15 protein-coding genes, 1 tRNA gene and 1 pseudogene are annotated in these 23,427 nt (G+C 76.4%); 7 read left to right on the top strand and 10 right to left on the bottom strand.

The genetic code is table 11. The annotated features are described in order from the left end of the window. Positions 1-23: 23 nt before the first annotated feature. Positions 24-770 carry a sensor domain-containing protein gene (locus ACIRS1_RS36645; RefSeq protein WP_360218560.1) on the top strand — a complete coding sequence of 249 codons (747 nt, stop codon included), beginning with the start codon at positions 24-26 and terminating at the stop codon, positions 768-770. 113 nt (positions 771-883) lie between these two features. Continuing rightward, entirely contained in the window at positions 884-1,684 is an 801-nt protein-coding gene (locus tag ACIRS1_RS36640; RefSeq protein WP_402846829.1) for a class I SAM-dependent methyltransferase, read from the top strand. Here ACIRS1_RS36640 and ACIRS1_RS36635 read toward each other — a convergent pair. The 8 genes from ACIRS1_RS36635 to ACIRS1_RS36600 form a co-directional block, all read right to left on the bottom strand. Further along, complete coding sequence (locus ACIRS1_RS36635) at positions 1,681-2,883, bottom strand: hypothetical protein (RefSeq protein ID WP_402846827.1); 1,203 nt, start codon at positions 2,881-2,883, stop codon at positions 1,681-1,683. The genes ACIRS1_RS36640 and ACIRS1_RS36635 overlap by 4 nt on opposite strands. A 477-nt stretch (positions 2,884-3,360) precedes the next feature. Further along, the gene (locus tag ACIRS1_RS36630) at positions 3,361-4,161 is read right to left on the bottom strand and encodes a hypothetical protein (protein ID WP_402846826.1); all 801 of its coding nucleotides are present in this window, start codon (positions 4,159-4,161) and stop codon (positions 3,361-3,363) included. 195 nt (positions 4,162-4,356) lie between these two features. Next, a tRNA-Met gene (locus ACIRS1_RS36625) sits at positions 4,357-4,430 on the bottom strand. Positions 4,431-4,519: 89 nt separating this feature from the next. Beyond that, positions 4,520-5,818: a PrsW family intramembrane metalloprotease gene (locus tag ACIRS1_RS36620; RefSeq protein ID WP_402846824.1), complete on the bottom strand. Its 1,299-nt coding sequence runs from the start codon at positions 5,816-5,818 to the stop codon at positions 4,520-4,522. A gap of 116 nt (positions 5,819-5,934) precedes the next feature. Further along, complete coding sequence (gene trmB / locus ACIRS1_RS36615) at positions 5,935-6,765, bottom strand: tRNA (guanosine(46)-N7)-methyltransferase TrmB (RefSeq protein WP_360218576.1); 831 nt, start codon at positions 6,763-6,765, stop codon at positions 5,935-5,937. Positions 6,766-6,820: 55 nt separating this feature from the next. Then, a complete protein-coding gene (gene lhgO, locus ACIRS1_RS36610; RefSeq protein WP_387907575.1) occupies positions 6,821-8,056 on the bottom strand; it encodes an L-2-hydroxyglutarate oxidase in 1,236 nt (411 codons plus the stop codon). A gap of 130 nt (positions 8,057-8,186) precedes the next feature. Continuing rightward, entirely contained in the window at positions 8,187-9,764 is a 1,578-nt protein-coding gene (locus ACIRS1_RS36605) for a TROVE domain-containing protein (RefSeq protein WP_402846820.1), read from the bottom strand. A 556-nt stretch (positions 9,765-10,320) separates the two neighbouring features. After that, the gene (locus tag ACIRS1_RS36600) at positions 10,321-11,748 is read right to left on the bottom strand and encodes an MFS transporter (RefSeq protein ID WP_387907578.1); all 1,428 of its coding nucleotides are present in this window, start codon (positions 11,746-11,748) and stop codon (positions 10,321-10,323) included. Positions 11,749-12,453: 705 nt separating this feature from the next. Between ACIRS1_RS36600 and ACIRS1_RS36595 the strand changes: the two genes are divergently transcribed. The 3 genes from ACIRS1_RS36595 to ACIRS1_RS36585 all read left to right on the top strand — a co-directional run bounded on the left by ACIRS1_RS36595 (position 12,454) and on the right by ACIRS1_RS36585 (position 16,129). Continuing rightward, positions 12,454-14,604 (top strand): asparagine synthase-related protein, encoded by a 2,151-nt coding sequence (locus ACIRS1_RS36595; protein WP_402846817.1) that lies wholly within the window; start codon positions 12,454-12,456, stop codon positions 14,602-14,604. A 159-nt stretch (positions 14,605-14,763) separates the two neighbouring features. Next, the gene (locus tag ACIRS1_RS36590; RefSeq protein WP_360218590.1) at positions 14,764-15,285 is read left to right on the top strand and encodes a universal stress protein; all 522 of its coding nucleotides are present in this window, start codon (positions 14,764-14,766) and stop codon (positions 15,283-15,285) included. Positions 15,286-15,424: 139 nt separating this feature from the next. After that, positions 15,425-16,129, top strand: coding sequence for a DsbA family oxidoreductase (locus ACIRS1_RS36585; RefSeq protein WP_402846815.1), 705 nt, complete (start codon positions 15,425-15,427; stop codon positions 16,127-16,129). A 64-nt stretch (positions 16,130-16,193) separates the two neighbouring features. On the opposite strand, the gene ACIRS1_RS36580 is transcribed toward ACIRS1_RS36585, so the two are convergent. Next, entirely contained in the window at positions 16,194-18,455 is a 2,262-nt protein-coding gene (locus ACIRS1_RS36580) for a sigma-70 family RNA polymerase sigma factor (RefSeq protein ID WP_402846813.1), read from the bottom strand. Between the two features lie 328 nt (positions 18,456-18,783). Beyond that, a complete protein-coding gene (locus tag ACIRS1_RS36575; RefSeq protein WP_387907588.1) occupies positions 18,784-19,650 on the bottom strand; it encodes a TetR/AcrR family transcriptional regulator in 867 nt (288 codons plus the stop codon). Positions 19,651-20,126: 476 nt separating this feature from the next. Between ACIRS1_RS36575 and ACIRS1_RS36570 the strand changes: the two genes are divergently transcribed. Both ACIRS1_RS36570 and ACIRS1_RS36565 read left to right on the top strand, forming a co-directional pair. Beyond that, complete coding sequence (locus ACIRS1_RS36570) at positions 20,127-21,563, top strand: NAD(P)/FAD-dependent oxidoreductase (RefSeq protein WP_387907591.1); 1,437 nt, start codon at positions 20,127-20,129, stop codon at positions 21,561-21,563. Positions 21,564-21,732: 169 nt separating this feature from the next. Then, positions 21,733-23,049, top strand: a pseudogene (locus tag ACIRS1_RS36565) (PP2C family protein-serine/threonine phosphatase); the annotation flags it as partial. Positions 23,050-23,427: the final 378 nt, after the last annotated feature.

Below are 23,427 nucleotides of genomic sequence, written 5' to 3'. Positions count from 1 at the left end.
GAACGAGGGACCGAGGCCGGGACATGAGCAGCAGCCGAAGCATGCAGGAGCGCGACTGGGACGTCCTCGGCGGTTACGGCGACGACCCGTACCGCACCCCCGCCCGCTCCAGCCGGCCCGGGTCGGTGCCGTCCTTCTGGCGGGCGCCGTTCTCCGGGCAGTACTACCGCGAGATCGGCTACGCGCTCACCGGCCTGCCGGTGGCCGTCGTCGGCTTCTCCCTCGTGATCACCCTGTTCTGCCTGGGGCTCGGCACCGTCGTCACCGTCCTCGGCCTGCCCGTGCTGGCCGGCCTGACCACCGCCGCCCGGGGCCTGGGCCGGACGGAGCGGGCCCGCGCCCGCGGCATGCTGGGCCTGGACGTCCCCGAGCCGGAGCCGGTGCGCCAGGTCCGCCCGGGCACCTGGGGCGCGATCACCGCGCGGCTGGCCGACCCGGCCGGCTGGAAGGCCGCGCTCCACCAGGTGGTGATGTTCCCGTGGGCGGTCTTCAGCTTCACCATGACGACGACGTTCCTGCTGCTCGGCTGGGCGATGGCGCTTTACCCGGCGTACCACTGGGTGTTCCCGACCTTCACCGACTGGCGCGGCTACCGGCTCTTCGACTTCTCCGACAGCGACCACGTCCGGCACGTCTACTACGTCGAGGGGGCCTGGCAGATCGCCGCCTTCTCGCTGGCCGGCGTGCTGCTCGTCCTGCTCACCGCGCAGCTGGTCCGCGGCCTGACCGCCGTGAACCGGTCCGCCGCCCGGAGCCTGCTCGCCGGCTGACCCCCGCCCGGCCGCCGACCCCCGCCCGCCGACCCCCGGATGCCGACACCGGCCCCGCCCCCGTCCGGAGACCCCCGGATGCGGGCGGGGCCGCCGCGTGTTCCGATGGCCGGGTGGCCGCCGTACGCACCTCCGCCGACCGGGGCACCGGGGCCGGGCCCGCCGCCCGGCCGGCCGCCGAGGCCCCGGTCGCGGTGGACGCCGCCGTCCTCGTCACCTCCCGGCCACTGGACGAGTACTGCGCTCTGTTCGACCTCACCCGGTCCCAACTCGCCGCCCTTCCCGGCCCGTTGCTTGACTGCCCCGGCGGTGCGGCCGGGCTGGCCGCCGAAGCGCGCGAACTGGGCTGCCGGGTGATCGCCGCCGACCCGGCCTACGTGCTCCCCGCCCCCGAGGTCGCCGCCCACGCGCTGGCCGCCCGGGCCTCGATGGCCGCGGCGATGGCCGCCCGGCCCCACCTGTACCCGGCGCCGCACCCCTACCGCTCCGAGCGCTACCTGCGCAGCTGGGACCGCGCCCGCCGGCTCTTCACCGCCGACGCGGCCGCGCACCCGCAGCGCTACGTGGCCGCCGCACTGCCCCGGCTGCCCTTCGCCGACGGCTCCTTCGCCCTCACCCTGAGCGCCTACCTGCTCTTCGCCTACCCCGAACGGTTCGGCATCGAAGGGCAGGTGGCCGCACTGGCCGAACTCGTCCGGGTCACCTCCCCGGACGGCGAGGTCCGGGTCCAGCCGCTGCACGACGGCCACGGCCGCCGCTGCGGCCACCTCGACCCGCTGCGCCGCGCGCTCGGCGAGCGCTGCATCGCCAGCGAGATCCGCCGCTTCCCCCGCGCCGAGGACGGCCGGACCCGCCGCCTCCTGGTGCTGCGGGCCGCCGACCACCGCCGCCGGGCCGCCCGGGACGGGTCCTAGGGAGCGCCGGTCGAGCCCGGATCCGGCGCCGCGGCCGGACCGGGCACCGGCACCGGCCCGGGTGCCGCGGCCGGATCCGGGAGCGGACCGGGAACACCGGCCGGATCCGGGGACGGCACCGCCTGGGCGCCGCCCGACTGGGCTGGGACGAAGGCCGCCGGCCCGAGCCGGGACAGTATCTTCTCGGCCAGCCAGCTGCGGTCCGACCCGTACGGGATCCCGTCCGGCAGCATCAGCTGCCCGGCCACCGCGTCCCGCAGCCGCTGCGCCTCGGGGCCGGGCAGCCGGGAGAGCAGGCCGCGGGCGGCCAGCAGCGCGTGGTACTGCTCGAAGCCCGAGCGCGGGCGCTCGATCGCGTCCAGCACGCTCGGCAGGTGGGCGAGCGACGGGTCGCCCTGCATCAGCGCGAGGGCCTGGATCCGCCGGCCCTCGGACCCGTCCGCGTAGAGGTCCCGCACCTGGTCGGAGGTGAGCGCGGAGCGGCGCGCGGTCGAGCGGACCTCGGCCACCACGCCGTCCGGCCCGGCCGAGGGGGAGGCGGCGGGCGGCAGCTGTCCGGCCAGCGCGGCCGGCTGTTCCGCGCTGCCGCCCAGCAGCCCGAGCTGCTGCATCGCGCGGACCCGCAGGTCGTCGGCGCCCACCTTGTCGCCCTTGCGGTCGCGGTCCTGCCCGGCGAGGAAGAGGTCGAGGGCCTGGTCGGCGTCGGTCAGCACCTGCGGCAGCGCGAGCCGGGTGACCAGCCAGCCGGCCAGGAAGCCGAAGACCAGGAAGTACAGCACCAGCGCCGCGGCGAAGGGGGCGGCGCCCTCGCCCCCGCCGAGCGCCGGCGAGAGCGCGGCGCCGAGCTGGTGCAGCCGTTCGCCGAGCGAGCCGAGCTGGGTCAGCCCGACGCCCAGCAGGACCTTGGTCAGCCAGTCGGACACCTGCTCCAGGTTGGTGTTCGGCGCGTACGAGCCCTGCGGCTCGCCGGTGCCGCCGCCGCGCACCCGCGGCACCCCGAACAGGAAGCCCAGCGCACCGCCGAGCACCGCGGAGGCGCCGGTCACCACCAGGCCGCCGCCGAGGGCCTGCCAGCCGTGCTCCCGCCCGAGCGAGAACAGCAGCAGTCCGAGCAGGCCCGTCCCGGCCAGCACCCCGGTGGCGGCCCACCGGGCCGTCCGCAGGGCCGCCGTGCCGCCCCGCTGCCGCGCCTTCGTCATCGCCGCCCACCCCCTGTGTCCGCGCCGCTCCGGTCCGGAACCCCGCGCCGACTCTAGCGCCGCGGCCCCACCCCGGGAACGACCCGGGGGAGGCCCGGGTACGACGCGGGCGGGCGCGGATCCGCGGGGGTGACATCGGGGGGTGGGGGTGGTGCGGACGCCTCCGGACAGCAGACAGCCCGCGGGCTGCTCCTCCGCGCCGGCCCGTGCACTGGCCGGGCGCCGAGGCACCGGGGATGTTCCGGTGAGCCCGCGGGCCGGGTGACTGCTGTGGATTTCGCCTGCCGGAGGCCTCGGGCCTCTCCCTGCGCAGGCAGGGGCGGCTCTAGCGAGCAGCCACCTCACGCATCCTGAAGGAACTCAACTCAGGATCACCTCCTTTCAGTGTGCCGCCACGATAGGCAGCCCACCGCGGGGAGGGCAACGGATTATTCGCGGCCACCGTCCGGGCGTCCGCAGGGCGGTGGCCGCGCCCGGTCAGGCGGACTTGATCTGGTTCTCGAACTTGGAGAAGTCGATGGTGTTGTCGGCCGGCGGGGCCTGGACGGTGATCGGCTTGTCGAAGTCGCTGAAGTCGACGCTGCCGTTGCCGTCCTTGGCGCCGGTGTGCTCGATCCGGACGGGGTACGGCTTGCCCTCGGTGGCGACGTGGATGGTGGAGACCTCGCCCTTGGTGTCGGTGACCTTGAGGCTGAAGGTCTTCACGCCGTTGACGGTGCCGGCGGAGCCCTTCTCGGCCTTGCCGTCCGAGCCGTCGTCCTCGACGATCTTCTTGCTGAACTCGGCGAGGTTGCAGACGGAGGCGAGCGACTGCATCTTCGGGTCGGTGGCCGGACCGGTCAGGTAGCGGCCCTTGAACAGCTCCGCGGCCTGGGCGCCGTTCGGGCCGCCGAGGTTGGTCCAGAACGCCTTGTCGGGCTTGACGTAGGTGGTCTTGCCGTCGCTGATGATCTCGAACTGGCCCTTGTCCCCGGCGGACATGGTGCCGTTGCACTGGCCCTTGGTGTCCACGGCCAGGTTGAACTCGGTCTTGCCGTCCTCGTCGACGATCGAGCCGGCGATCTTGAGGGAGGTGGCGCCGGCGAGGGCGTCCTTGGCCTGCTTCTCGATGTCCTGCGCGCTCAGCTTGTCGGTGTCGAGCTTCTGCGGGGCCGCCGCGGCGCCCGCGCCGGTCTTGGCGTCGCCCTTGTTGTCGCCCTTGTTGTCGCCGCATGCGGCGGTGCCCGCCGCCAGGAGCAGGCAGATCGCGGCGGTGCTGGCCAGGCGCTTCGACAGCATGAGGTGCTTCCTAATCCGGGCGCGGCCCGGCCGCCCCCAACTGGATGAATTTTTCCTCAGTATGGTCGAGGCCACGGACAGCAGATCTTGGAACGGGCCCCCGTTACAGCTTCGTGGCAGGACCGTGGCCTCGCTTTGCCCGGGGAACGCGAAAGGCCCGGAGGACGGATCCTCCGGGCCTTTCGTGCTACTGAGTAGCGGGGACAGGATTTGAACCTGCGACCTCTGGGTTATGAGCCCAGCGAGCTACCGAGCTGCTCCACCCCGCGTCGGTGAACCCAACAATACGGGGAAGTCGCCGCGATGGGAAATCGCTTCTCCGGCGGCCCCTCGCGGGCGGCCCGGAGGGGAACCCCCCTCAGACGGTCCGGGCGGCCCGGCCGGCACGCCCCCCGCCGGGCTCCGGTCCCCGGCGCGACGCGTGCCGGGTGGTCCGGGCCCGGGCCCAGGCGGCGAAGCAGACCAGCGCGGCGAAGCACGGCACCATCAGCACGCCGTAGACCACCAGGAAGCCGTCCGTCCCGAGGTCGGCGGCGGCGTTCCAGGTGCCGTGCAGGGCCATCGCGGAGAGCAGCCCGAGCGGCGCGGCCAGCCGGGAGAGCCACCGCCGGCCGCTGGTGAGGGCGACGGCCAGGCCGATCCCGGTGAGCGCGGTGAACAGCGGGTGCGCGAAGGGGGAGAGCAGCGCCCGCAGCACGAAGGTCTGCACGGTGCTGTCGAAGTCGCGCAGGCTGGGCGGGTCGCCGAGGCCGATGCTGTCCAGCCGCTGCCGCTGGTCGCTGGTGAAGGCCCGGCCCAGGTAGAGGGCGTTCTCGGTGAAGGCGAAGCCGCAGGCGGTCATCCCGCCGAGCACCACCCCGGCGGCCAGGGTGCGCGGCCGTGAGCGGCGGTGCGGGCCGGTGCCGGAGGCCGGGGCCGGGCACAGGTACGGCAGCGGGCGCAGGTACGGGCGCAGCCGGAGCCGGCCGGGGGCGGCCGGGTGGTGCGGGTGGGGCCGGGGGACCCGGGCCGCCGGCAGGCGGCGCAGCAGCGGGTCGCAGGGCCGCCCGGTGCGCCGGCCGTGGCAGCGCAGCCGCTGGCCGAGCGGCAGCAGCAGCACCAGCAGGGCGGTGGCCTTGGCGGTCTCCTCGATCACCGGGGTGGCGATGCCGGCGCCGAGCAGCTCGCCGAGCGCGCCCTGGTGGGCGGTGAGGTAGCTGGCGGTCCAGTTGTTGGCGAGGATGGCGACGGTGGTGGCCGCGCAGGCGCCCCAGCCGAGGCAGAACACGGTGTGCCGCAGCGGCACCCGGGCGGTCAGGTTGAGCCAGGCCAGGGCGCCGAGCACGAACGGCAGCGGCACCATCGCGAGGCCGATCCCGACCAGCAGCCCGACGGTGCCGGTCTGCCGCTGGACGAGGTGCAGGATCAGCACCCCGCAGCCGACCAGGGTGAGCACGGCGGTCGCGGTGACCGAGGAGAGCGCCACCGACCGCCCGCGCCGGGGCGGCGGGGCCGGGGTCGTGGGGAACGGGGCGTTCGGCCGGGACAGCGGACGCCGGGCCCTACGCTTCCGGGGCCCCGGGATGGTCCGGGTGTCTCCGGTGCGCGGGCCGGTCTCCGGTGCGTCGGCGGCGGCCTGGACGGTGGCCCGGGACCCGCCGCCGGACGGACTGCCCATGCGGCACAGGGTAGGCCACCGCACCCCCGGGTCGGGAGGACTCGGGACGAGTCGTCCGTCCGGGGCGCGCCCGAACGGTCAGCGTGCGGTGGCCTGTTCGAATGCCTGGCGGGGGTTCAGCGGCGGCGGAACAGCAGGTCGTGGACGACGTGGCCCTTGGCCAGTCCGGCCCGCTCGAACTTGGTGACCGGGCGCCAGTCCGGTCGCGGCGCGTAGCCCGGGACGCTGCCGTCCGGGTGGTCCGCGGGCTCCAGCCAGCCGGTGCCGTCGCCCTCGGGGTGCAGGTTCTCCAGCTCCGGGGAGTCGGACAGCACGGCGAGCATCTGCTCCGCGTACGGCTCCCAGTCCGTCGCGCAGTGCACCAGGGCGCCGGGTGCGAGCCGGGGCAGCACGAGGTCCAGGAAGGACGGCTGGACCAGCCGCCGCTTGTGGTGCTTGGGCTTGGGCCACGGGTCGGCGAAGTAGACCCGCAGGCCGGCCAGCGAGGCGTCCGGCAGCATGTCGCGCAGCAGGATCACGGCGTCACCGGCGGCCAGCCGGACGTTCTGCGACCCGTCGCGCTCCAGCATGCCCAGCAGGTTGCCGTGGCCGGGGGTGTGGACGTCGGCGGCGAGGATGCCCGCCGACGGGTCGGCGGCGGCCATGGCGGCGGTGGTCTCGCCCATGCCGAAGCCGATCTCCAGGGTGACCGGCAGCCCGCCGAACAGCTGCCGCAGGTCGAGCGGGCTGCCGTCGATCGGTATGCCGTACGTCTCCCAGCCCCGGTCCAGGGCGCCCGCCTGGGCGTTGGTCATCCGGCCCCGGCGCGGCTGGAAGCTGCGGATGCGCCGCTCGCGGTGCTGGGCCTCGGTGGCCTTGTGCGGGTACATCGGCGCGGGGTAGCCGGCCGGCGCGGCGGACAGCCGGGCGGACGGCGAGGGCTGGGGGATCGGGGCGGTGGCAGTCACAATCACCCGAGTCTACGGGGCCGCCGGCGGCGCCCGGCGGGGCCTGTGACGCGGCTCATCCGCCGGCCTCCAGCGCGGCCAGCGCGCGGCGGGCCACCTCGCGGCCGATCGGCAGCGAGGCCGTCGCGGCGGGGGAGGGCGCGTTCAGCACGTGCACCGTCCGGCGCGGGGAGCGCGGGTCGGCCGGGTCGAAGCCGGCGAAGGCGAAGTCGTCCAGCAGCGAGCCGTCCCGGGCGACGGCCTGGGCCCGCACGCCGGCGCCGGCCGGCACCAGGTCCTCGGCGGTGACGGCGGGCAGCAGCCGCCGGACGGCTTCGGTGAACGCCCGCTTGGACAGCGAGCGGTGCAACTCGCCCAGCTCGTACCGCCAGTGCCGCCGGGCGATCCGCCAGGCACCGGGGAAGGCCAGCGTGCCGGCCAGGTCGCGCGGCCGGACGGTGCGCCAGTCGTACCCCTCGCGGGCGAGGGCGGGCACCGCGTTCGGGCCGACGTGCACGCCGCCGTCGACGCCCCGGGTGAGGTGCACGCCCAGGAACGGGAAGGCCGGGTCGGGCACCGGGTAGACCAGGCCGCGCACCAGGCCCCGTCGGCCCTCGGCCAGTTCGTGGTACTCGCCGCGGAACGGCACGATCCGCACACCGGGGTCGTCGCCGGCCAGCCGGGCGATCCGGTCGCTGTGCAGCCCGGCGCAGTTCACCAGCACCCGGCAGCGCAGCTCACCGTCGGAGGTCCGCACCGTCACGCCGTCCGCCCGGCGGTGCACGGCGCGGAGCTCGCAGCCGGGGAGCAGCCGGGCGCCGGCCTCCCGGGCGAGCCGGGCGTAGGCGATCGCGACGGCGGGGAAGTCGCAGATGCCGGTGGTGCCGACGTGTAGCCCGGCCAGTCCGGTGACCTCCGGTTCGTACCGGGTGATCCCGGCCCGGTCCAGCTCGGTGACCGGGATGCCGTTCGCCCGACCGCGTCCGGCCAGCGCGGCCAGCCGGGGCAGCTCCCGTTCGTCGGTGGCCACGATCAGCTTGCCGGTGACCTCGTGCCGGACGCCCTGCTCCCGGCAGAACGCCACCAGTTCGGCGGCGCCCGTCACCGCGTAGCGGGCCTTGTACGAGCCGGGGCGGTAGTAGACGCCGCTGTGGATCACCCCGCTGTTGCGGCCGGTCTGGTGCGCGGCGAAGCCGGGCTCCTTCTCCAGCACCGCCAGTCGCAGGCCCGGTCGGGCCCGGGTCAGCGCGTACGCCGTGGCCAGGCCGACGATCCCGCCGCCCACCACCAGCACGTCGACGTCGTGCGCCACCGCCAGCTCCTCGCCGTCCGTCCGCCCCCGCCGCCGATGCTGCCACGCGGGGCGGGCCGGGTCGAGGGCGCGCCGGGCCCGGGGCGGGCGGCCCCCCGACCGCCCGTCCCGGGCCCGGCGCTCCGGCGGTTCAGGCCTCCCAGGGCCAGCGGGCGTCCCGCCCGGCCTCCAGCAGCGGGATGAGCCGGAACGCGGCGTCGCCGAGGCCGCCGAAGGTGTGCCGGTTCGCGCCGCCGCTGGGGCCGTGGCCGAGGGCGTAGCCGGCCAGGTTCCAGGTGTAGACGGGCACCGCGGCCGGCACCGCGGCGAGCGGGTCGCGGCCCCAGCGGCCGGGGCCGGTCTGCTCGTCGGTGACGATCACCACCCGGTCGTGGCCGCGGTAGTGCGCGCGGACGGCGTCGGCGGTGTCGGTGCCGCCGAGGCTGGAGAAGCGCTCCAGCACCCGCAGCACGGCCTCGCCCCGGGCGACCGGCACCACCCGGCTGGTGCTGCCGAACTCGACCAGGTCGGCGTCGGCGGCGCGCACCTTCAGCGCGGTGCCGAAGATCGCCGCCGAGTCGGCCCGGTTGAGCTGGGTCGGGCCGTCGGGCCGGTCGAACATCGAGCCGGAACGGTCCACCAGGATCAGCGTCCGGCCGGGCAGCGCGGGTACGTTGGCGAGCGAGTGGGAGAGCGCGGTCTCCAGCGCGTGCCCCCAGCGCAGCGACGGGGCCTGCCGGTGAGCGGCCAGGTACCGGAACGGGAACTGGCGCGAGCGCCGGACCTCCCCCGGGTCGGCGATCCGCCGGGCGACCTCGGCCGCGACCGCGTCCGACACCCCGGCCCGGTCGAAGTTGCGCAGGTTGCGCACCAGCGCCATCGACCCCATCGACGGGATGACGGCCTCCCAGACGGCCGCGTCCAGCGGGCCCTGCAGCCAGCCGGCCAGCGCCTCCCAGGTCAGCCCGCCGGCGGCCACCCGCTCGGCGCCGCCGGGCCCCGTCACGGCGTCCCGCCGCTCGCCGACCGGCAGCGCGAGCAGTTCGCGGTTGGCGGTCAGCAGCGGGTCGGACGCGGGCGGGACGGCCTCCTCCGGCCGGTGTCGGCGGTCCAGCGCGTGCGCGAACAGGGCCCCCTGCCAGGGCTTCGCCGGGTCCGGGGCCGGGTGCGTCAGCTCCAGGACGTCACCGAAGCGGTAGCCCTTGCCCGGGGTGTCGTACTTCAGCAGCGCGCGGGCGTCGTAGAGGCGGCGGACTGCGTCCGCGACGCCGCGCTTGAGCGGCTTGGGCAGCGCCCGGCCGTAGCGCGAGGTCCAGTACGCGAGCAGCTCGCCGGGCTCGTCGGGGCGCCGCAGCACCGCGTCGACGGCCTGCCGGGAGTGGCCGTGGGCACCGGCGTCCAGCCGGGCCCGGGTGAACTCGGCGGCGCCGACCAGTGCGGCGGTCCGGAGCTGGGCGCCGTGGCGCAGCCAGCGCAGCAGCCCGAGGGTCCACTCGGGATCGGCGACGGCGAGTTCGCGCACCAGCGCGGCGTACCGGTCGTCGCGGTCGTCGGCGCGCTCGTGGAAGGTGTCCTGGCCGACGGTGTTGGCGACGGCGAGCAGGAAGAGCTCGGACCTGCGGTCCCGGACGTGGCCGGTGCCGCCGTTGTGGTTGCGGGCGCGCCGGCCGGTGGTGGAGACCGGCGAGGCCGGTGCGGCCTTGGCCTTGCGGACGTTGAATCGGGACATGGCGAAGCCCCCCTGGCCTGCTGGTTCGGAGCGGGAGGGAGGCGTGGCGGAGGAAGGGGTGCCCGAGATCGTGCCGGCCCGGAGGCCGACGTCGGCGGAGGTGTATGCCTTGTGCTCTACCCGGATTGAGCTAGCGGCCGCGCTCGCGCACGGCACGCCCGGGACTCGAACCCGGAACCGCAAGATCCGAAGTAACCCCCGCCTGCGCACCGGGCGCCCCGGCGCTCAGCCCCCCCGAGATCGGAGTCGGCCGCGGTCGATGGAGATCCAGCTTCAACGCGCCCCACGGGGGGCACTCGACCGAAGTAACCGCTGCCGGCGCACCGGGAGGTGCGGAAAACGTATTCACGTGTGGGTGTCCAGAGATCGAAGGCGGCTGAGGTGACGTAGCTGCTCTGGCCACTGAGCTACACCGGCCCGGAGCCGGTGACGGGATTCGAACCCGCGACCTGCCCATGAGGAGTGGAAGTAACCCCGGCCTGCGCACCTGGACGAGAGAGACCATAGTCAGGCCCCTCCCGCCGGTGCATCCGATTTACCGCCGGGAGCCTCCCCGTCAGGCCGGGGCGACCGTCACCGCGCGGGCGCGTTCCGCGAGTTCGCGCACCCGGCGCTCGCCGTGGAAGGGCTCCAGGCGGCGCAGCATCTCCACCACGTACTCCCGGCTGCGCTGGGAGGAGATCCGGCCGGCCACCTCGATGGCGCGTTCGCCGGCGGCGACGGCGGCGTCCAGGTTGCCGGCCTCGGCCTCGGCCATCGCCGAGACCACCAGCCGCAGTCCGTGCGAGCGGACGTAGCCCTCGGTGGGCTTGGCCAGCGCCTCCCGGGTGAACTGGCGGACCTTGGCGGGCACTCCGAGGTCGCGGAAGCACTCGGCGGCGTCGGCGGCGAGGCGGTCGTAGGCGTAGAAGTCGATCCACGCCGGATCGGGATCCCCGGCGCGCGCCCGCTCGAGCGCGCTCTCCGCGGCACCGAGCGCCGTCGCGCACGCCGCCGCGTTGCGGGCCTTGGCCTGGGCCCGCGCCTCCACCAGGTGGAAGAAGCTCATCGTCCGGGCGGTCGCCAGGCCCCGGTTGCGCTCCAGGGCGGCCTGGGCGAGGTCCACCGCCTCCTCGGCGAAGCCCCGGTACCCGGCCTGCAGGCTCATCGAGGCGAGCACGTAGCCGCCGAGCGGCACGTCGGCGGCGGCCCGGGCGAGCCGCAGGGCCTGGATGTAGTAGCGCTGGGCCGCCTCGTGCTGCCCGGTGTCGAAGGCCATCCACCCGGCCAGCCTGGTCAGTTCGGCGGTCGCGCCGAACAGCGCCCGGCCCACGGTGTCGCTGTACGAGGCGAGCAGAAGCGGGGCCGCCTCGACCCGCAGGCACTCCGGCACCATGGACGAACGCCAGTCCCCGCCACCGTACTTGGAGTCCCAGCGGCGGGCCTCCTGGGCGGCCTCGCGGAGCTTGGCGGCGTCCGAGTGGCCGACCCGGTAGGAGGAGGCGTCGCTGGGGGAGCGCGGCACCTCGCGGGCCACCGAGCCGTCCGCGGGGGTGATCAGCCAGCGCGAGACGGGCGTCGCGTAGGCGGCCACCGAGAAGGTGCCGGCCAGGCTGTCGCTCCAGCGTCCGCCGCCGGGGCCGCGGCGCAGGTCGAGGTCGACCCGCCACAGGTCGGTGGCGGAGCGGACGGCCTCGGCGACGTCGCGCGGGAAGGCCAGGCCGAGTTCGGGGGCGGGGTCGGTGTCGCCGAGCCCGATCTCCTCCAGCGGTACCGGGCGGCCGAGTTTGCCGCCGATGGCGGTGGCGATCAGGTGCGGGACGGGCCCCTGCGGGACCATCCCCTTGCTGACCCAGCGGGCCACCGAGGTCTTGTCGTACCGCAGCGTCAGACCGCGCTGGGCGCCGAGGTCGTTGACCCGGCGGGCCAGTCCGGCGTTGCTGATCTGGGCGAGGGTCAGGAGCGTGCCGAGCCGTTCGTTCGGTCCTCGTGGGCTGACGGTCATGGTGGCGGCGGCACCTCCTGCGGCCTTGTGCGCGGGGCCCGGGCGGCACCGGGCCGTAGCTGCTGTACCTAGAGTAGTCGGACGCGTTCCGACGGTTAAGAGGCCGCATTCCGGATGGCGGGATCGCGCACCCGGCGGTGTCGCGCGGGCCGGGCGCCGGGGTTGGTCCGGACCACTCGGCGCGGGTGGGTATTACCGCGCGCCGGAGCGTCGTGCTCCGGTCCCGTGTTCACGTGCGCCCGGCCGTGCCCCCTGGCCCGACCGGCTGGTCGGCGATTCGCTGGTGCCCGTGGGTCGGCCCGCCGTCGAGGACCCGGCGGGCCGGGGGACACCGCCGCCTCCATCCCCGCGGGCGGTGGCTGGGTCCGGGAGGGCGTGCGGACGCCCTCCCGGACCGGGCGACGCCTTTCGGCCATCTCGCGATGCCCATGCCAAGGCGGTGCGGGGGGCGGTCCGGGCCGGGGAGGGGGAGGCCCGGCCCGCCCCGTCACGTGCGTGAGCACGTCAACACCCTTCGGTGGCAAGGGGATCGGCCACGGAACCGGAACCCCCGACACCTGCCGCGGATGCGCCGACCGGTGGCACGATGTCTCCTGACGGCGCGCCGGAAACGGGGCGGCCGCCACGGCACGCCGCGGACCGGCGAGGAGCCGCCCGGCGGTGGACGCGCCGCTCGGGTGGAGGTCCTCGTCGGGTGGAGGCGCGATGCGGTGGCTGACGGGCTGGAGCACGGGCACGCTCCGGGCGGGCACGCCCGCGCACGAGACGCCCGGAACGGTCGCGCCGATCGCCGCGCGCCCCCTGTGGACCGGCCCCGACCCGCTCTGGGCCGTCGGCGACTGGCGCCCCGAGGAGATCCGCCTCGCCACGCTCCGCCCCGGCGCGCCCGCCACCGTCACCACGGGCCCCACCGCGCCCGACCCCGTCGAGGACACCCCCGCCACCACCCGCCTCGCCGTCCTCGGCCACTGCGGGGCCACCGACGCAGAACTCGCCGCCGGCCTCGCCGCCGCCCGCGGCGGAGCCGTCCGCCACCTCACCGCCTGGCCCGGCAGCTACACCGTCGTGCTGCGCACCGGCACCCGCTCCACCCTGCTGCTCACCGACCTGGCCGGCGCCCAGCCCGTCTTCCACACCCCCTGGGCCGGCGGCACCGCCTACGCCACCGCCGCCCTCCCGCTCGCCGACCTGGTCGGCGCCCCGCTGGACACCGGCCACCTGGCCGCCCGGCTCGCCTGCCCCGAATCGCCCGAGGCGCTCGGCAGCGGCACTCCGTACCTGGGCGTCCAGCAGGTGCCGCCCGGCCACGTGCTCGCCGTCCGCGGCGGCCGTCCCTACGTGTCCGCGTACGACGATCCCGCCGTCCGCGAGCAGCCGCGCGACGAGGCGCCCGCGGTCCGCGAACTCACCCGCGCGCTGCTGGAGTCCGTCCGCTCCCGGGTCCGCACCACCGCGCCCGCGCCGCCCTCCGGCGCCGCCGCCCGCGCCCGGCTCGGCGTCGACCTCTCCTACGGGACCGCCTCCGCCACCGTCGCCCTGCTGGCCGCGGCCGTCCCGCTGCCGCCCGCACCCGCGAGCGCCGCGCCCGGGCCCGGCGCGGGCGGCGCCGGCGTCGCCAGGAACGGCGCGGTCAAGGGCTCCTGGGCCCGCGCCGCGGCCCGGGAGCCCGCCCCGCCGGAACAGCTGGCCGCCGTCACGCTCGGCGAGACCGAGCCGCCGACCACCCTGGCGCTCGCCCCCGACACCCCCCGGCTGCGGCACACCGTGCTCGACCCCGGCCCCGGGACCCTCCCGTACGCCGGGCTGCGGGCCGACGCCCCGGCCGGCCGGCTGACCGACGAGCCGGGCCCCGAGCTCGTCGCGGCCTCCCGCGCCGAGGCCCGCTTCGACGTCGGCGGCACCGACCACCTCACCGGCTACGGCGCCCGGCAGGTCCTGGACGGGCACCCCGCCCGGCTCGCCGACCTGATCCGGGCCGGGCGCCCGCGCGAGCTGCTGCCCCCGGTCGCCGCACTGGCCGGGGCGGACCGCGCCGTCGCGGGGGTGCTGACCGGGGCGCTGCGCACCCCGCTCACCGTGGTCCGGGCCGCCCACCGGCTCTCCCGGGTCCGGTACGCCGAGGCGCTGGACGACGCGGCGGCCAAGCTGACGGCCCGGCGCGTCCCGGGCGGGGCCGGCACGGCGGGGGACCGCTCGGCCGGTGACCTCGCCTGGTGCGTCCCCGGCCCGGCCGCCCGCTGGCTCTCCGACGAGGCGCTCTCCTCGGTCGCCCTGCGGCTCCGACTGGCCGCGCGCCGACCGGCGCCCGAGGAACATCCAGGCGCGCACCGCGCCCGGCACGCCCTCCACCGGCACGCGCGCTCCTACCGCACGCTCGTCCACGCCGCCGAGCAGCCCGGCCAGCGGCTGCACGCGCCGTTCCTCGACAACCAGGTGGTCCGCGCCGCCCGGCTGCTCCCCGACGACGTCCGGCTCCAGCCCGGCGCCCGGCACGCCCTGCTGCACGCCGTGCTCACCGGCGCCGGACGCACCGACCTGCCCCCCGACTGGGGCCGCGGACCGCGCCCCGACCGCACCGCCCCCGCCCGGGCCGGCCTGCGCCTCGCCGCGGACGGCATCGCCGAGCTCTTCGACGCCCCGCTGCTCGCCGAGGCGGGCCTGATCGACCTCTCCGCCGTCCGGGCCGGCCTCACCGACCCCGCGACCCCGCTCTCCCCGGCGGCCCTCGCCGGCCTCGCGGAGCTGGTCTCGACCGAGCTCTGGCTCCGCCGGGTGCGGGCCCGCCGCCACGGCGCCTGCTGGACGGGCCTGCCGGTGGCCCGCCCGCCGGCGCTGGCCCCGGTCCGGTTCGGCTGACCGCCGGCGGGCGGCGCGGATCAGCCGGGTGGGCGCGGGTCCGGCGGTCCGGTGCGCGGCCGGCCCGCCGCGGCGCGCCCGGTCCGGGACGGCGGGGCTCGGGGCCGGCGCCGGGCGATGATGGCGGGGCGGAGCCGGTCCGCGGGTGAGGAGGTCGTGGTGGCCAGCGTGAGCGCGGAGGAGTCCGTACCCGTGGTGCTGTCGGTGCTGGGTCGGCCGCCGACGGGCCGGCCGCCGGGGGTGCTGGCCGCGTGCGACGGCTCGGACGGGTCGTTGTGGGCCCTGGACCGGGCGATGACCGAGGCGGAGCTCTTCGGTCTGCCGCTGTACGTGCTCGCCGTGGTCAACCCGGCGCCGGCCGGCTATCCGCCCGGGATGGCGGAGCTGGTGCAGGAGAGCGTGGAGACGCTGGTCGAGAGCATGGCGGACGGGCTGCGCCGTGCGGTGGCGGCGGTTCAGCGGCAGCGCGCCGAGCCGTTCGCCGGGGAGATGTCGCTGCACGTGGTGCTGGGGAACGTGATCGAGGTGCTGCTGGAGGCGTCGACCCGGCAGCACACCATGGTGCTGGGTACGCGGGGGAACGGTGGCTTCGCCCGGCTGTTGCTGGGTTCGGTGAGCGCGGCGGCCGTGCACCACGCGGCTTGCCCGGTGCTGGTGGTCCCGGCGCCCGTCGAGGCCTGACCGCGGACGGGCGGGCGGACGGACCACCGGGCGGCCGGGCGGAGGGACGGCCGGCCGGCGGTGTCGGGAATGTACCGAGATGGTTCATCGTTCACCTATCCCGACAAGCGTCCCCGCCCCCACCCCTGGAGCCCCCTTCATGAAGGTCGAGATCTGGTCCGACATCGCCTGCCCCTGGTGCTACATCGGTAAGCGCCGTTTCGAGGAGGCGCTGGAGGGCTTCCCGGGCCGGGAGGGCGTCGAGGTGGTCTACCGGCCGTACCAGCTCGTCCCGGACGCGCCCGCGACGGCGAGCCCGCACCGCGCCTGGCTGGCCGAGCGCTACGGCCCGCAGTCCGTGGCGATGGACGCCCGGGTGGCCGAGCTGGGGCTGGCGGAGGGCATCACGTACGACTTCGACGCCGCGCTGCACGCCAACACCTTCCTGGGCCACCGTCTGCTGCACCTCGCCGAGACCGAGTACGGCCCGGCCGCCCAGGGGCGGCTGAAGGAGGCCCTGCTGAAGGCGCACTTCACCGACGGCGTCGACGTCGGCGACCGCGCCGCGCTGGCGGACGTCGCGGTGTCCGCCGGACTCGACCGGGACCGCGTGACGGCCTACCTGGCCGGCGAGGAGGGCGCCGACGAGGTCCGGGCCCAGCTGGCCGAGGCCCGGGAGCTGGGCATCACCGCCGTGCCGACCTTCGTGTTCGAGGGCAAGTGGGCGGTGCAGGGCGGTCAGGAGGCCGACACCTTCCGCAAGGTGCTGGAGCAGGTCGCCGCCGAGATCGGCGAGCGCCGGCCGGCCCCGGTGCAGGTCGCCCCGGCCGGGGAGGCCTGCGCGGACGGCGCCTGCGCGATCTGACCCGACCCGTCCCGCCCGCCCCGGTCCGACCCGGGGCCGCTGACGCACCCCGCCGGGGCCCGCCTCAGGAACACCTGAAGCGGGCCTCGGCCCAGTCCGCCACGTTCAGCGCCGACCAGACCCCGTGCACCGGTGTGACCACCAGCCGGATCGACCGCTGCCCGGCCAGCGGTACGTGCACCGGGACGGCGTCGTCCCCGGCGGCCAACGGGCGGGAGCGCCACAGGACGTCGCCGTCGCCGCCCTGGACGGTGAAGACCACGCCGCCGGGCGACAGGGTGGCGTCGTCGACCCCGGCGACGGCGTCGAAGGACGTGCAGCCGCGGTTGAGGTCGATCACGGTGGTCGCCGGGGCGCGCACGGTCACGGCGTGCGGGTGGCGGTCACCGGCGATCCAGGCCCCGGCGCGCTGCCAGAACCAGTCGCTGCCGTTCTGCCGGATGCTGGGCCCCTCCGGCGGAACCCGGTTCCGGCCGGGCTTGACCACGGGCAGCGAGTCGGCCCAGAAGTCGGTGGGAGCCGGCGGCGAGGGCGGGACGACCGTCGGGGTGGGCACCGGCGGCACGGTCGGCACGGGGACGTCCGGCGGCTCGGGGGTGGGGACGGCCGGCACGGTCGGCGTCGGCACGGGGGAAGCGACCGGGGTCGGCTCCGGGGTGCGGGTCGGCTCCGGGGTCGGCGTGGCCCGCGGGGTGAGCGGTGCGGCCTTCGGCCTCGTCGGCGCCGCGGTCGGGGTGGGAGCGGGGGCGCGCGTCGGCTGGGTGACCGGCTCGGCGACCGGGCTCGGCGCGGGCGGCTCCGGCTCCGGTTCGGCACTGCTCGGGGCCGGCCCGGGGACGGGCGGCGCGGGGGCGGGCGCCACCGGACTCGGGGCGGCCGGGGCGCTGGTGACGGCGGGAGCCGCCGCCGGGGGCAGGGGTTCGGAGGATCCGGTGAGCGCGTACGCGGCGACGGCGGCCGCGGCCACCGCGACGGCGGCGGCGATCCCGGCCTTGGCGGCGGCGCCCAGGCCCTCGGCGGCCACGGCGGCCGAGCCACCACCACCGCCGGAGCCCGCGGCGGCGCCCGCGCCGGCCGCAGCGGCGCCGGCGCCGGCCGAACCGGAGGTCGCCGCAGCCCCGCCGGCCACCGCCCCGCCGACCGCGGCGGCCCCGCCGACGGCGGCCGCCGCGGCGCCGAGCCCGCCGGCCCCGACCCAGACGAGCACGCCGCCGGGCAGCAGCGCGCGCAGGCCGGTGTTGATCTCGGTCAGTTCCAGGCAGGCGGCCGTGCAGCGGTCGCACTCCTGGAGGTGCCGCCCGACCTCCGCCGAGGCCCGCTTGCGCAGCGAGCCGCGGGCGTACGCGCCGAGCCGGTTGGCGTACGCCGCGCAGGAGCCGTCCTGGCTGCCGGAGACGTGGGCCTGCAGGAAGCCGGCGGCGAGCCGGTCGCGGGCCCGGTGGGCCTGGACGGCGGTGGCGTTGGCGGTCTTGCCGAGCATCACCGCGACGGTCTTCGGCGACTCCCGCTCGACCTCGGTGTGCCAGAGCACCACCCGGTCGTCCTCGGGGAGTGCGGCGTACGCCTGCATGACCATGCGCTGGTCGGCCATCGCCATCGCCCAGGCGTCGGCGCCCGGGTCGGCGAGGTCGAGGTCGACGACGGCGGCCGAGGTCTGGGCGAACACCCCGAAGTCGTCGACGAGTTGCTCGCGCCGCTCGCTGCGGGTCCAGGCCGCGGCGACGTTGCGCACGGCCGTCAGCAGGTAGGCGCGGACGGCGAACTCCGGGCCCTTGCCGGCCCTGAGGGCCTGCAGGGTGCGGGCGAACACCTCGCCCGCGAGGTCCTCGGCGGTGAAGCTGTCCCGGCAGCAGGTGCGGGCGTAGCGGCGGACGGACTCGGCGTGCCGCCGGTAGATCTCCTCGTACGCGGTGTCGTCGCCGGCCCGGACCAGGGCGGTCAACTCGGCGTCGGAGGGCGGCCGCTCGCCGTCGACCGGGTCGGCGGGGGCGGGCACGGTGGGGCGGGCCGGGCGGCCGCCGCCGACGAAGGCCTCCGGGGCCACACCGCCCCGGCCGGCCGGGGCCTGGCCGGGTACCCGGCCGGTGGGCAGCGCGGCGGCGGAGGCGGAGAGGGACTCACGGCTGGGCATGCCGGCCTGGTCGGGGACCTGTCCGGTGGTCGGGCCGGGGGCGCCGGGCGCCTGGGCGTGGCCCGGCCCGTGGGCGGGGCCGCCGGAGGCCGCGGCGGGCCCGTCGGCCGGGCGGCCCGGCCGTCCTCCGGGGAGTCCTCCGGACGGACCGAAGTCGAGGCCGTACCCGTACTCGTTCTGTTCCTCGGCGCTCACAACGGACCCCAGACTCCACGACAGCCCCCGAAGCGTGGCAGAGCGTGCGGGAGCGCGTGGGCGCGCTGTTCCCCGCTGTACGGCGCCGACGGCGCGCGAAGGGCGCGCATCGGGACATTGGCTCCAACCACGGGCAAAGGATGGCATAGCGCAGAGGGGGGCGGTAGCCGGACCCACTCTTCCGAGGGGTGGTCGCGGATGTGTTCGCCCGGCGCGCGGCCGCGGGGTGCGCGTCGCGGTCATCCGGCGCGCCTCGCCGGAGCGCGCGCCGGTCAATCGTCCAACTCCCTTGCCCGCCGGGCCCGTGGGCCGACCCGGCGGTGCCGCGTCAGCGCGCCCGCAGGCCGTCCAGCAGGATCTCCAGCAGACGGTCCGAAGGCCCGGACGGCGGTTGACCCTCCGTCTGCGGAGCACCGGCCGAGAAACCGGCCGCGTGCGCCGGCACCGTGCGGGCCGCGTGCACCGGGACCGAGGCGGTGAGCACCAGCACCACGTCCGACACCGTGACGCCGGGCCGCAGTTCGCCCGCCGCGCCGGCCCGGGCGACCAGCGCCGCCAGCAGCTGGAGCAGCAGCCGCGGATCGGCGTCCGCCGCCGACGGCTCGGCGGCCGCACCGCCCTGGGCGTCATCGCCGCGCAGGTCGAACCGGACGGCGGCGGGTTCGGTGACCCGCTGCCCGGGCACCCGGCCCAGCTCCTCCGCGTACCGGAACGCCTCCGGCGGCAACAGCCGCCCGGCACCGGTGTGCACCGCGCGGGCCAGGTAGCCGGCGAGTGACTCCCACGCGCCGTCGCCGCCGTAGAGCGACTCCCGCGCCTGGGCCGTCAGCCAGGCCACCTCCTCGGCGGCGATCCGCTGGACCAGCACCTCCTTGCTCGGGAAGCGCCGGTAGACCGTCCCGACGCCCACCCCGGCCCGCCGCGCGACCTCCTCCATGGGCGCGCCGTAGCCGAACTCGCCGAACACCTCGCGGGCGGCCCGCAGCACGCTCTCCAGGTTCCGCCGGGCGTCCACCCGCAGCCTGGCCCCGGGTACGGGCGCGACGGCCTGCGGCAGCTCCGACCGGTAGGGGACGGCCGCGTAGGCCGTCCCGGTGTGCGGCGTCAGGTCCACTGGGCCGCGTTGCTCCGGCACCATGCCCTGACCGGTGTGCGGTGCACCCGCCCGTCCCAACACCTGCTCCTGTTCCATCATCCCAACTCTCCCCCGCAGGCGCCCGAACCCGGACCCTGTCGTCGCCCGCCCCTGCACCCCCCGGTGCAGCTCAGCCCGTCATTGATGACCCGATGACCCATCGCTCGTGCCGCCCGTCCCGTCCCTGGTGACCACGGTTCGTGCCGCCGGTCCGGTTCGCGTCCGGCCCGGCGCGTCGGCACCGTCCGGGGCCTCGTCCGGGAACTACCCTTCCCCGGATGACTGTCCCGCAGTCGGGTTCTCGTGCCAACGCTGGAACTGGCCGTAGTGGCCGCTCCACGGTGCGTCGCCGCCGATTGTCATGGCGGTAGCCGCTCCAGCACACAATCCGACCATAGTTCACGGCCGTTCGCGGCCGAAAGTGCGTCAGAAAGTCGCCCGGGCAGCACAAGTGGCCACACCCGGCACTCCCGCCCCATCCGGCCCGGTACGGACTGTGGACAAGACCGCCCCCGCCGGTCCTTCATAGGGGGGGCGTGCCGGGGGACACCCCCGACCGCGAGGCCGGGACGAATCGTCACATCGGCAGGAGGCGCACCATCAGGATCCTGATCGCCGGCGGCGGCTGCGCCGGGATGGCCACCGCGCTGCACCTGCAGCGCGGCCTGCGGGAACGGCTGCGGAAGGGCGAGGTGGAGATCACCGTCGTCGAACCGCAGGCGTACTTCACCTACCACCCACTGCTGGCCGAGGTCGCGGCCGGCTCGATCGACCCCCGGCACGTGGTCGTCCCGCTGCGCCGGGCCCTGCCGCACTGCCGGGTACTGACCGCCCGGATCACCCGGATCGAGCACGCCGCCCGGCGCGCGTTCGCCGACGCCGCGAACCCGGGCGACCCCCCGGCCCCGGTCGAGCTCCCCTACGACCTCCTGGTGGTGGCGCCCGGCTCGGTCTCCCGCACCGCGCCCGTGCCGGGCCTCGCGGAGCACGGCCGGGGCTTCTCCACCGTCGGCGAGGCGGTGAGCCTGCGCAACCACGTGCTGGACCAGCTCGACCTCGCCTCCGCCACCCGCGACCCCGCGCTGCGCCAGTCCGCGCTCACCTTCGTCTTCGTCGGCGGCGGCTACGCGGGCGTGGGCGCGCTCGCCGAGCTGGAGGACATGGCCCGGCACGCGGTCCGGGACTACCACAACGTCGCCGTCGAGGACCTGCGCTGGGTGCTGGTCGAGGCCACCGACCGGATCCTGGCCGAGGAGTCGCCGGAGCTGGCCGAGCACACCCTCGGCCAGCTCCGCGAGCGCGGCGTCGACGTCCGGCTGCGCACCACGCTGGAGTCCGCCGTCGGCCGGGTCGTCGCGCTCTCCGACGGCAGCCGCTTCGCCGCCCGCACGCTGGTCTGGACGGCCGGGGTGCGGCCCTCCCCGCTGCTGCGCGACACGGACCTGCCGCTGGACACCCTCGGCCGGGTCCGCTGCCTCGCCACCCTGCAGGCCGTCGGCCCGGACGGGCGGGCGCTGCCCGGTGTCTGGGCGGCCGGCGACTGCGCCGCCGTACCGGACCCGGCCGCGGACGGAGCGCCCTGCGCCCCCAACGCCCAGCACGCCTTCGCCCAGGCCGAACTGCTCGCGCGGAACATCGCGATCGCGCTGGACGCCGGCCCGCACGCGCCGCAGCTCGCCGAGTACCGGCCCGGTCGCGCCGCCTGTTCCACCTCCCTGGGCCGTCACCGTGCCGTCGCCCACACCCGGGGCGGCGGCCGGCTGACCGGTCGGCGGGCCTGGTGGCTGCACCGGACCCGGCACCTGCGGCGGCTGCCGAGCGCGGACCGCCGGGTGCGGGTGCTGATGGACTGGGTGCTGGGCGGGCTGTTCTCCCGCGAGGTGGTCTCGCTGGGCGCCGTGGAGCACCCGCGTTCGGAGTTCGAGGCGGGGTTCGGCCGGCGGCCCGACGGCGGCCCGGAAGGCCCCCGGTGAACGCCCCGGCGCCCGGGCCGGGGCGCGGATCGGAGGACCACGCCGGGCGGGCGACTTCCGGAATCGGGCCCTCGCCTGACAGGATCAGCCCAACCTAGTCATTACCCCGTGTGTTGCCATGCACACAAAAAGTGATGATATGCCTGGAAATCGAGGAAGCGGCCGTCGTTTGAACCTCATGCGCTGGAGCGCCCGGCTCACCGGAGTCCCCCGGCGTGCCGCCCCGCCCACCGGGACCGGCACCGACGACGGCGCGCCCGCCACCGACGGGGTCGTCGTCCCCAGCCCCCGCGACCCCACCCACCTCCCCGGTCCGGCCGAACTCCTCGACCCGCACAAACCCCAGAACCTGCGCGAGGTCCTCAACCGCATCCCCGCCCCCGTGGCCGTCACCTACGGCCCGCACCACCAGCTCGGCTACGCCAACCGCGCCTACCGCGAACTCTTCGGCGACCGCACCACCGGCCTCCCCGCCGGCGAGGCCCTCCCCGAACTCGGCACCATGGGCGTCCTGCCCCTGATGGACCAGGTCATCCGCAGCGGGCGGCCCCGCAGCGTCAAGGCCCGCTGCATCCTCGGCCTCACCGGCAACCGCTACTACAACGTCTCCTGCGTCCCGCTCGGCCCCGGCGACACCGGCGACGACGGGCACCCCGCGGGCCCCGCGGACACCCCCGGCGACGGACCGCCCGCCGGCGTGCTGATCTTCGCCGCCGAGGTCACCGACCAGGTCCTCGCCGCCGCCCGGCTCCGCGAGGCCGAACGCCGCCAGCGCGAGGCCGCCGTCACCCTCCAGCGCAGCCTGCTCCCGCAGAAGCTCGACCAGCCGGCCGACCTCCGGGTCGCCGCCACCTACCAGCCCGGCGGCGCCGAGGCCGCGGTCGGCGGCGACTGGTACGACGTCATCGCCATCGACGGCGGCCGGACGGCCCTCGTGATCGGCGACGTCATGGGCCGCGGACTGCGCGCCGCGGCCGTCATGGGCCAGCTGCGCACCGCCGTCCGCGCCTACGCCCGCCTCGACCTGCCGCCGCACGAGGTGATGCGCCTGCTCGACGGCCTCGCCATGGAGATCGACGCCAACCAGATCGCCACCTGCACCTACGCCGTCTGGGACCCGCACCGCCGCACCCTCTCCTACGCCTCCGCCGGCCACCTCCCCATGCTGCTGCGCTGCCCCGACGGCACCGTCCTGCGCAGCGAGGAGCAGAACGGCCCCCCGCTCGGCACCGGCGACGGCCTCCACGTCTCCCACACCCTGCGCCTGCTGCCCGGGACCACCGGCGTCCTCTACACCGACGGTCTGGTCGAACGCCGCGACGAGGACATCGACCAGGGCCTCGACCTCCTCGCCCGCACCCTGACCGGCGCGGTCGGCGCACCCGACGTGATCTGCGCCCGGCTGCTGCGGGCCATGGGCGTGACCTCCGAGCACGACGACGACGTCGCCGTGCTGGCCTTCCACCTGCCCGCCGAGCAGGCCGGCACCGGCACGGAACCGGGGCTTGACTCGGCCCCACCCGAGGTCTAGTGTTCTTCGAGCTGCCTGGCAGGGAGCACCGGACACGCATCGGCGCGGACGGTCCCGGGGCAGCCAATCCTTCGAAACACCACTTCCCGGCTCGGGCTGGGTCGCGCTTTGTCGCGGCTCGGTGCGTATTCGGCGTGCTCGTTTTATTGGATTGCGGTCGGATTCGCTTTTCGGAGCGGGGATCGGCTAGAGTTTGAAACGTCGGACGGGGCGTCAAACCCCGGAAGACACCGGCGAGTTGGATGACGAAGCCCCGGAAAACGGAGCGGAAAACATCTGATAAGCTGGAAACACGAAAGAACGAAGCGCCCGGAGGGCCTGCTGGAAGGCAGA

The organism is Kitasatospora sp. NPDC101176, from assembly GCF_044768035.1.
In the GTDB taxonomy this organism is placed as follows: domain Bacteria; phylum Actinomycetota; class Actinomycetes; order Streptomycetales; family Streptomycetaceae; genus Kitasatospora.
This window is presented reverse-complemented; position numbering and strand designations above follow the sequence as displayed.

Excerpts from the sequence above, each read along its gene's own strand:
- ACIRS1_RS36645 (WP_360218560.1), top strand. The coding sequence starts at position 24 with ATGAGCAGCAGCCGAAGCATGCAGGAGCGCGACTGGGACGTCCTCGGC.
- ACIRS1_RS36635 (WP_402846827.1), bottom strand. The coding sequence starts at position 2,883 with ATGACGAAGGCGCGGCAGCGGGGCGGCACGGCGGCCCTGCGGACGGCC.
- ACIRS1_RS36630 (WP_402846826.1), bottom strand. The coding sequence starts at position 4,161 with ATGCTGTCGAAGCGCCTGGCCAGCACCGCCGCGATCTGCCTGCTCCTG.
- ACIRS1_RS36620 (WP_402846824.1), bottom strand. The coding sequence starts at position 5,818 with ATGGGCAGTCCGTCCGGCGGCGGGTCCCGGGCCACCGTCCAGGCCGCC.
- ACIRS1_RS36605 (WP_402846820.1), bottom strand. The coding sequence starts at position 9,764 with ATGTCCCGATTCAACGTCCGCAAGGCCAAGGCCGCACCGGCCTCGCCG.
- ACIRS1_RS36600 (WP_387907578.1), bottom strand. The coding sequence starts at position 11,748 with ATGACCGTCAGCCCACGAGGACCGAACGAACGGCTCGGCACGCTCCTG.
- ACIRS1_RS36595 (WP_402846817.1), top strand. The coding sequence starts at position 12,454 with ATGCGGTGGCTGACGGGCTGGAGCACGGGCACGCTCCGGGCGGGCACG.
- ACIRS1_RS36585 (WP_402846815.1), top strand. The coding sequence starts at position 15,425 with ATGAAGGTCGAGATCTGGTCCGACATCGCCTGCCCCTGGTGCTACATC.
- ACIRS1_RS36575 (WP_387907588.1), bottom strand. The coding sequence starts at position 19,650 with ATGATGGAACAGGAGCAGGTGTTGGGACGGGCGGGTGCACCGCACACC.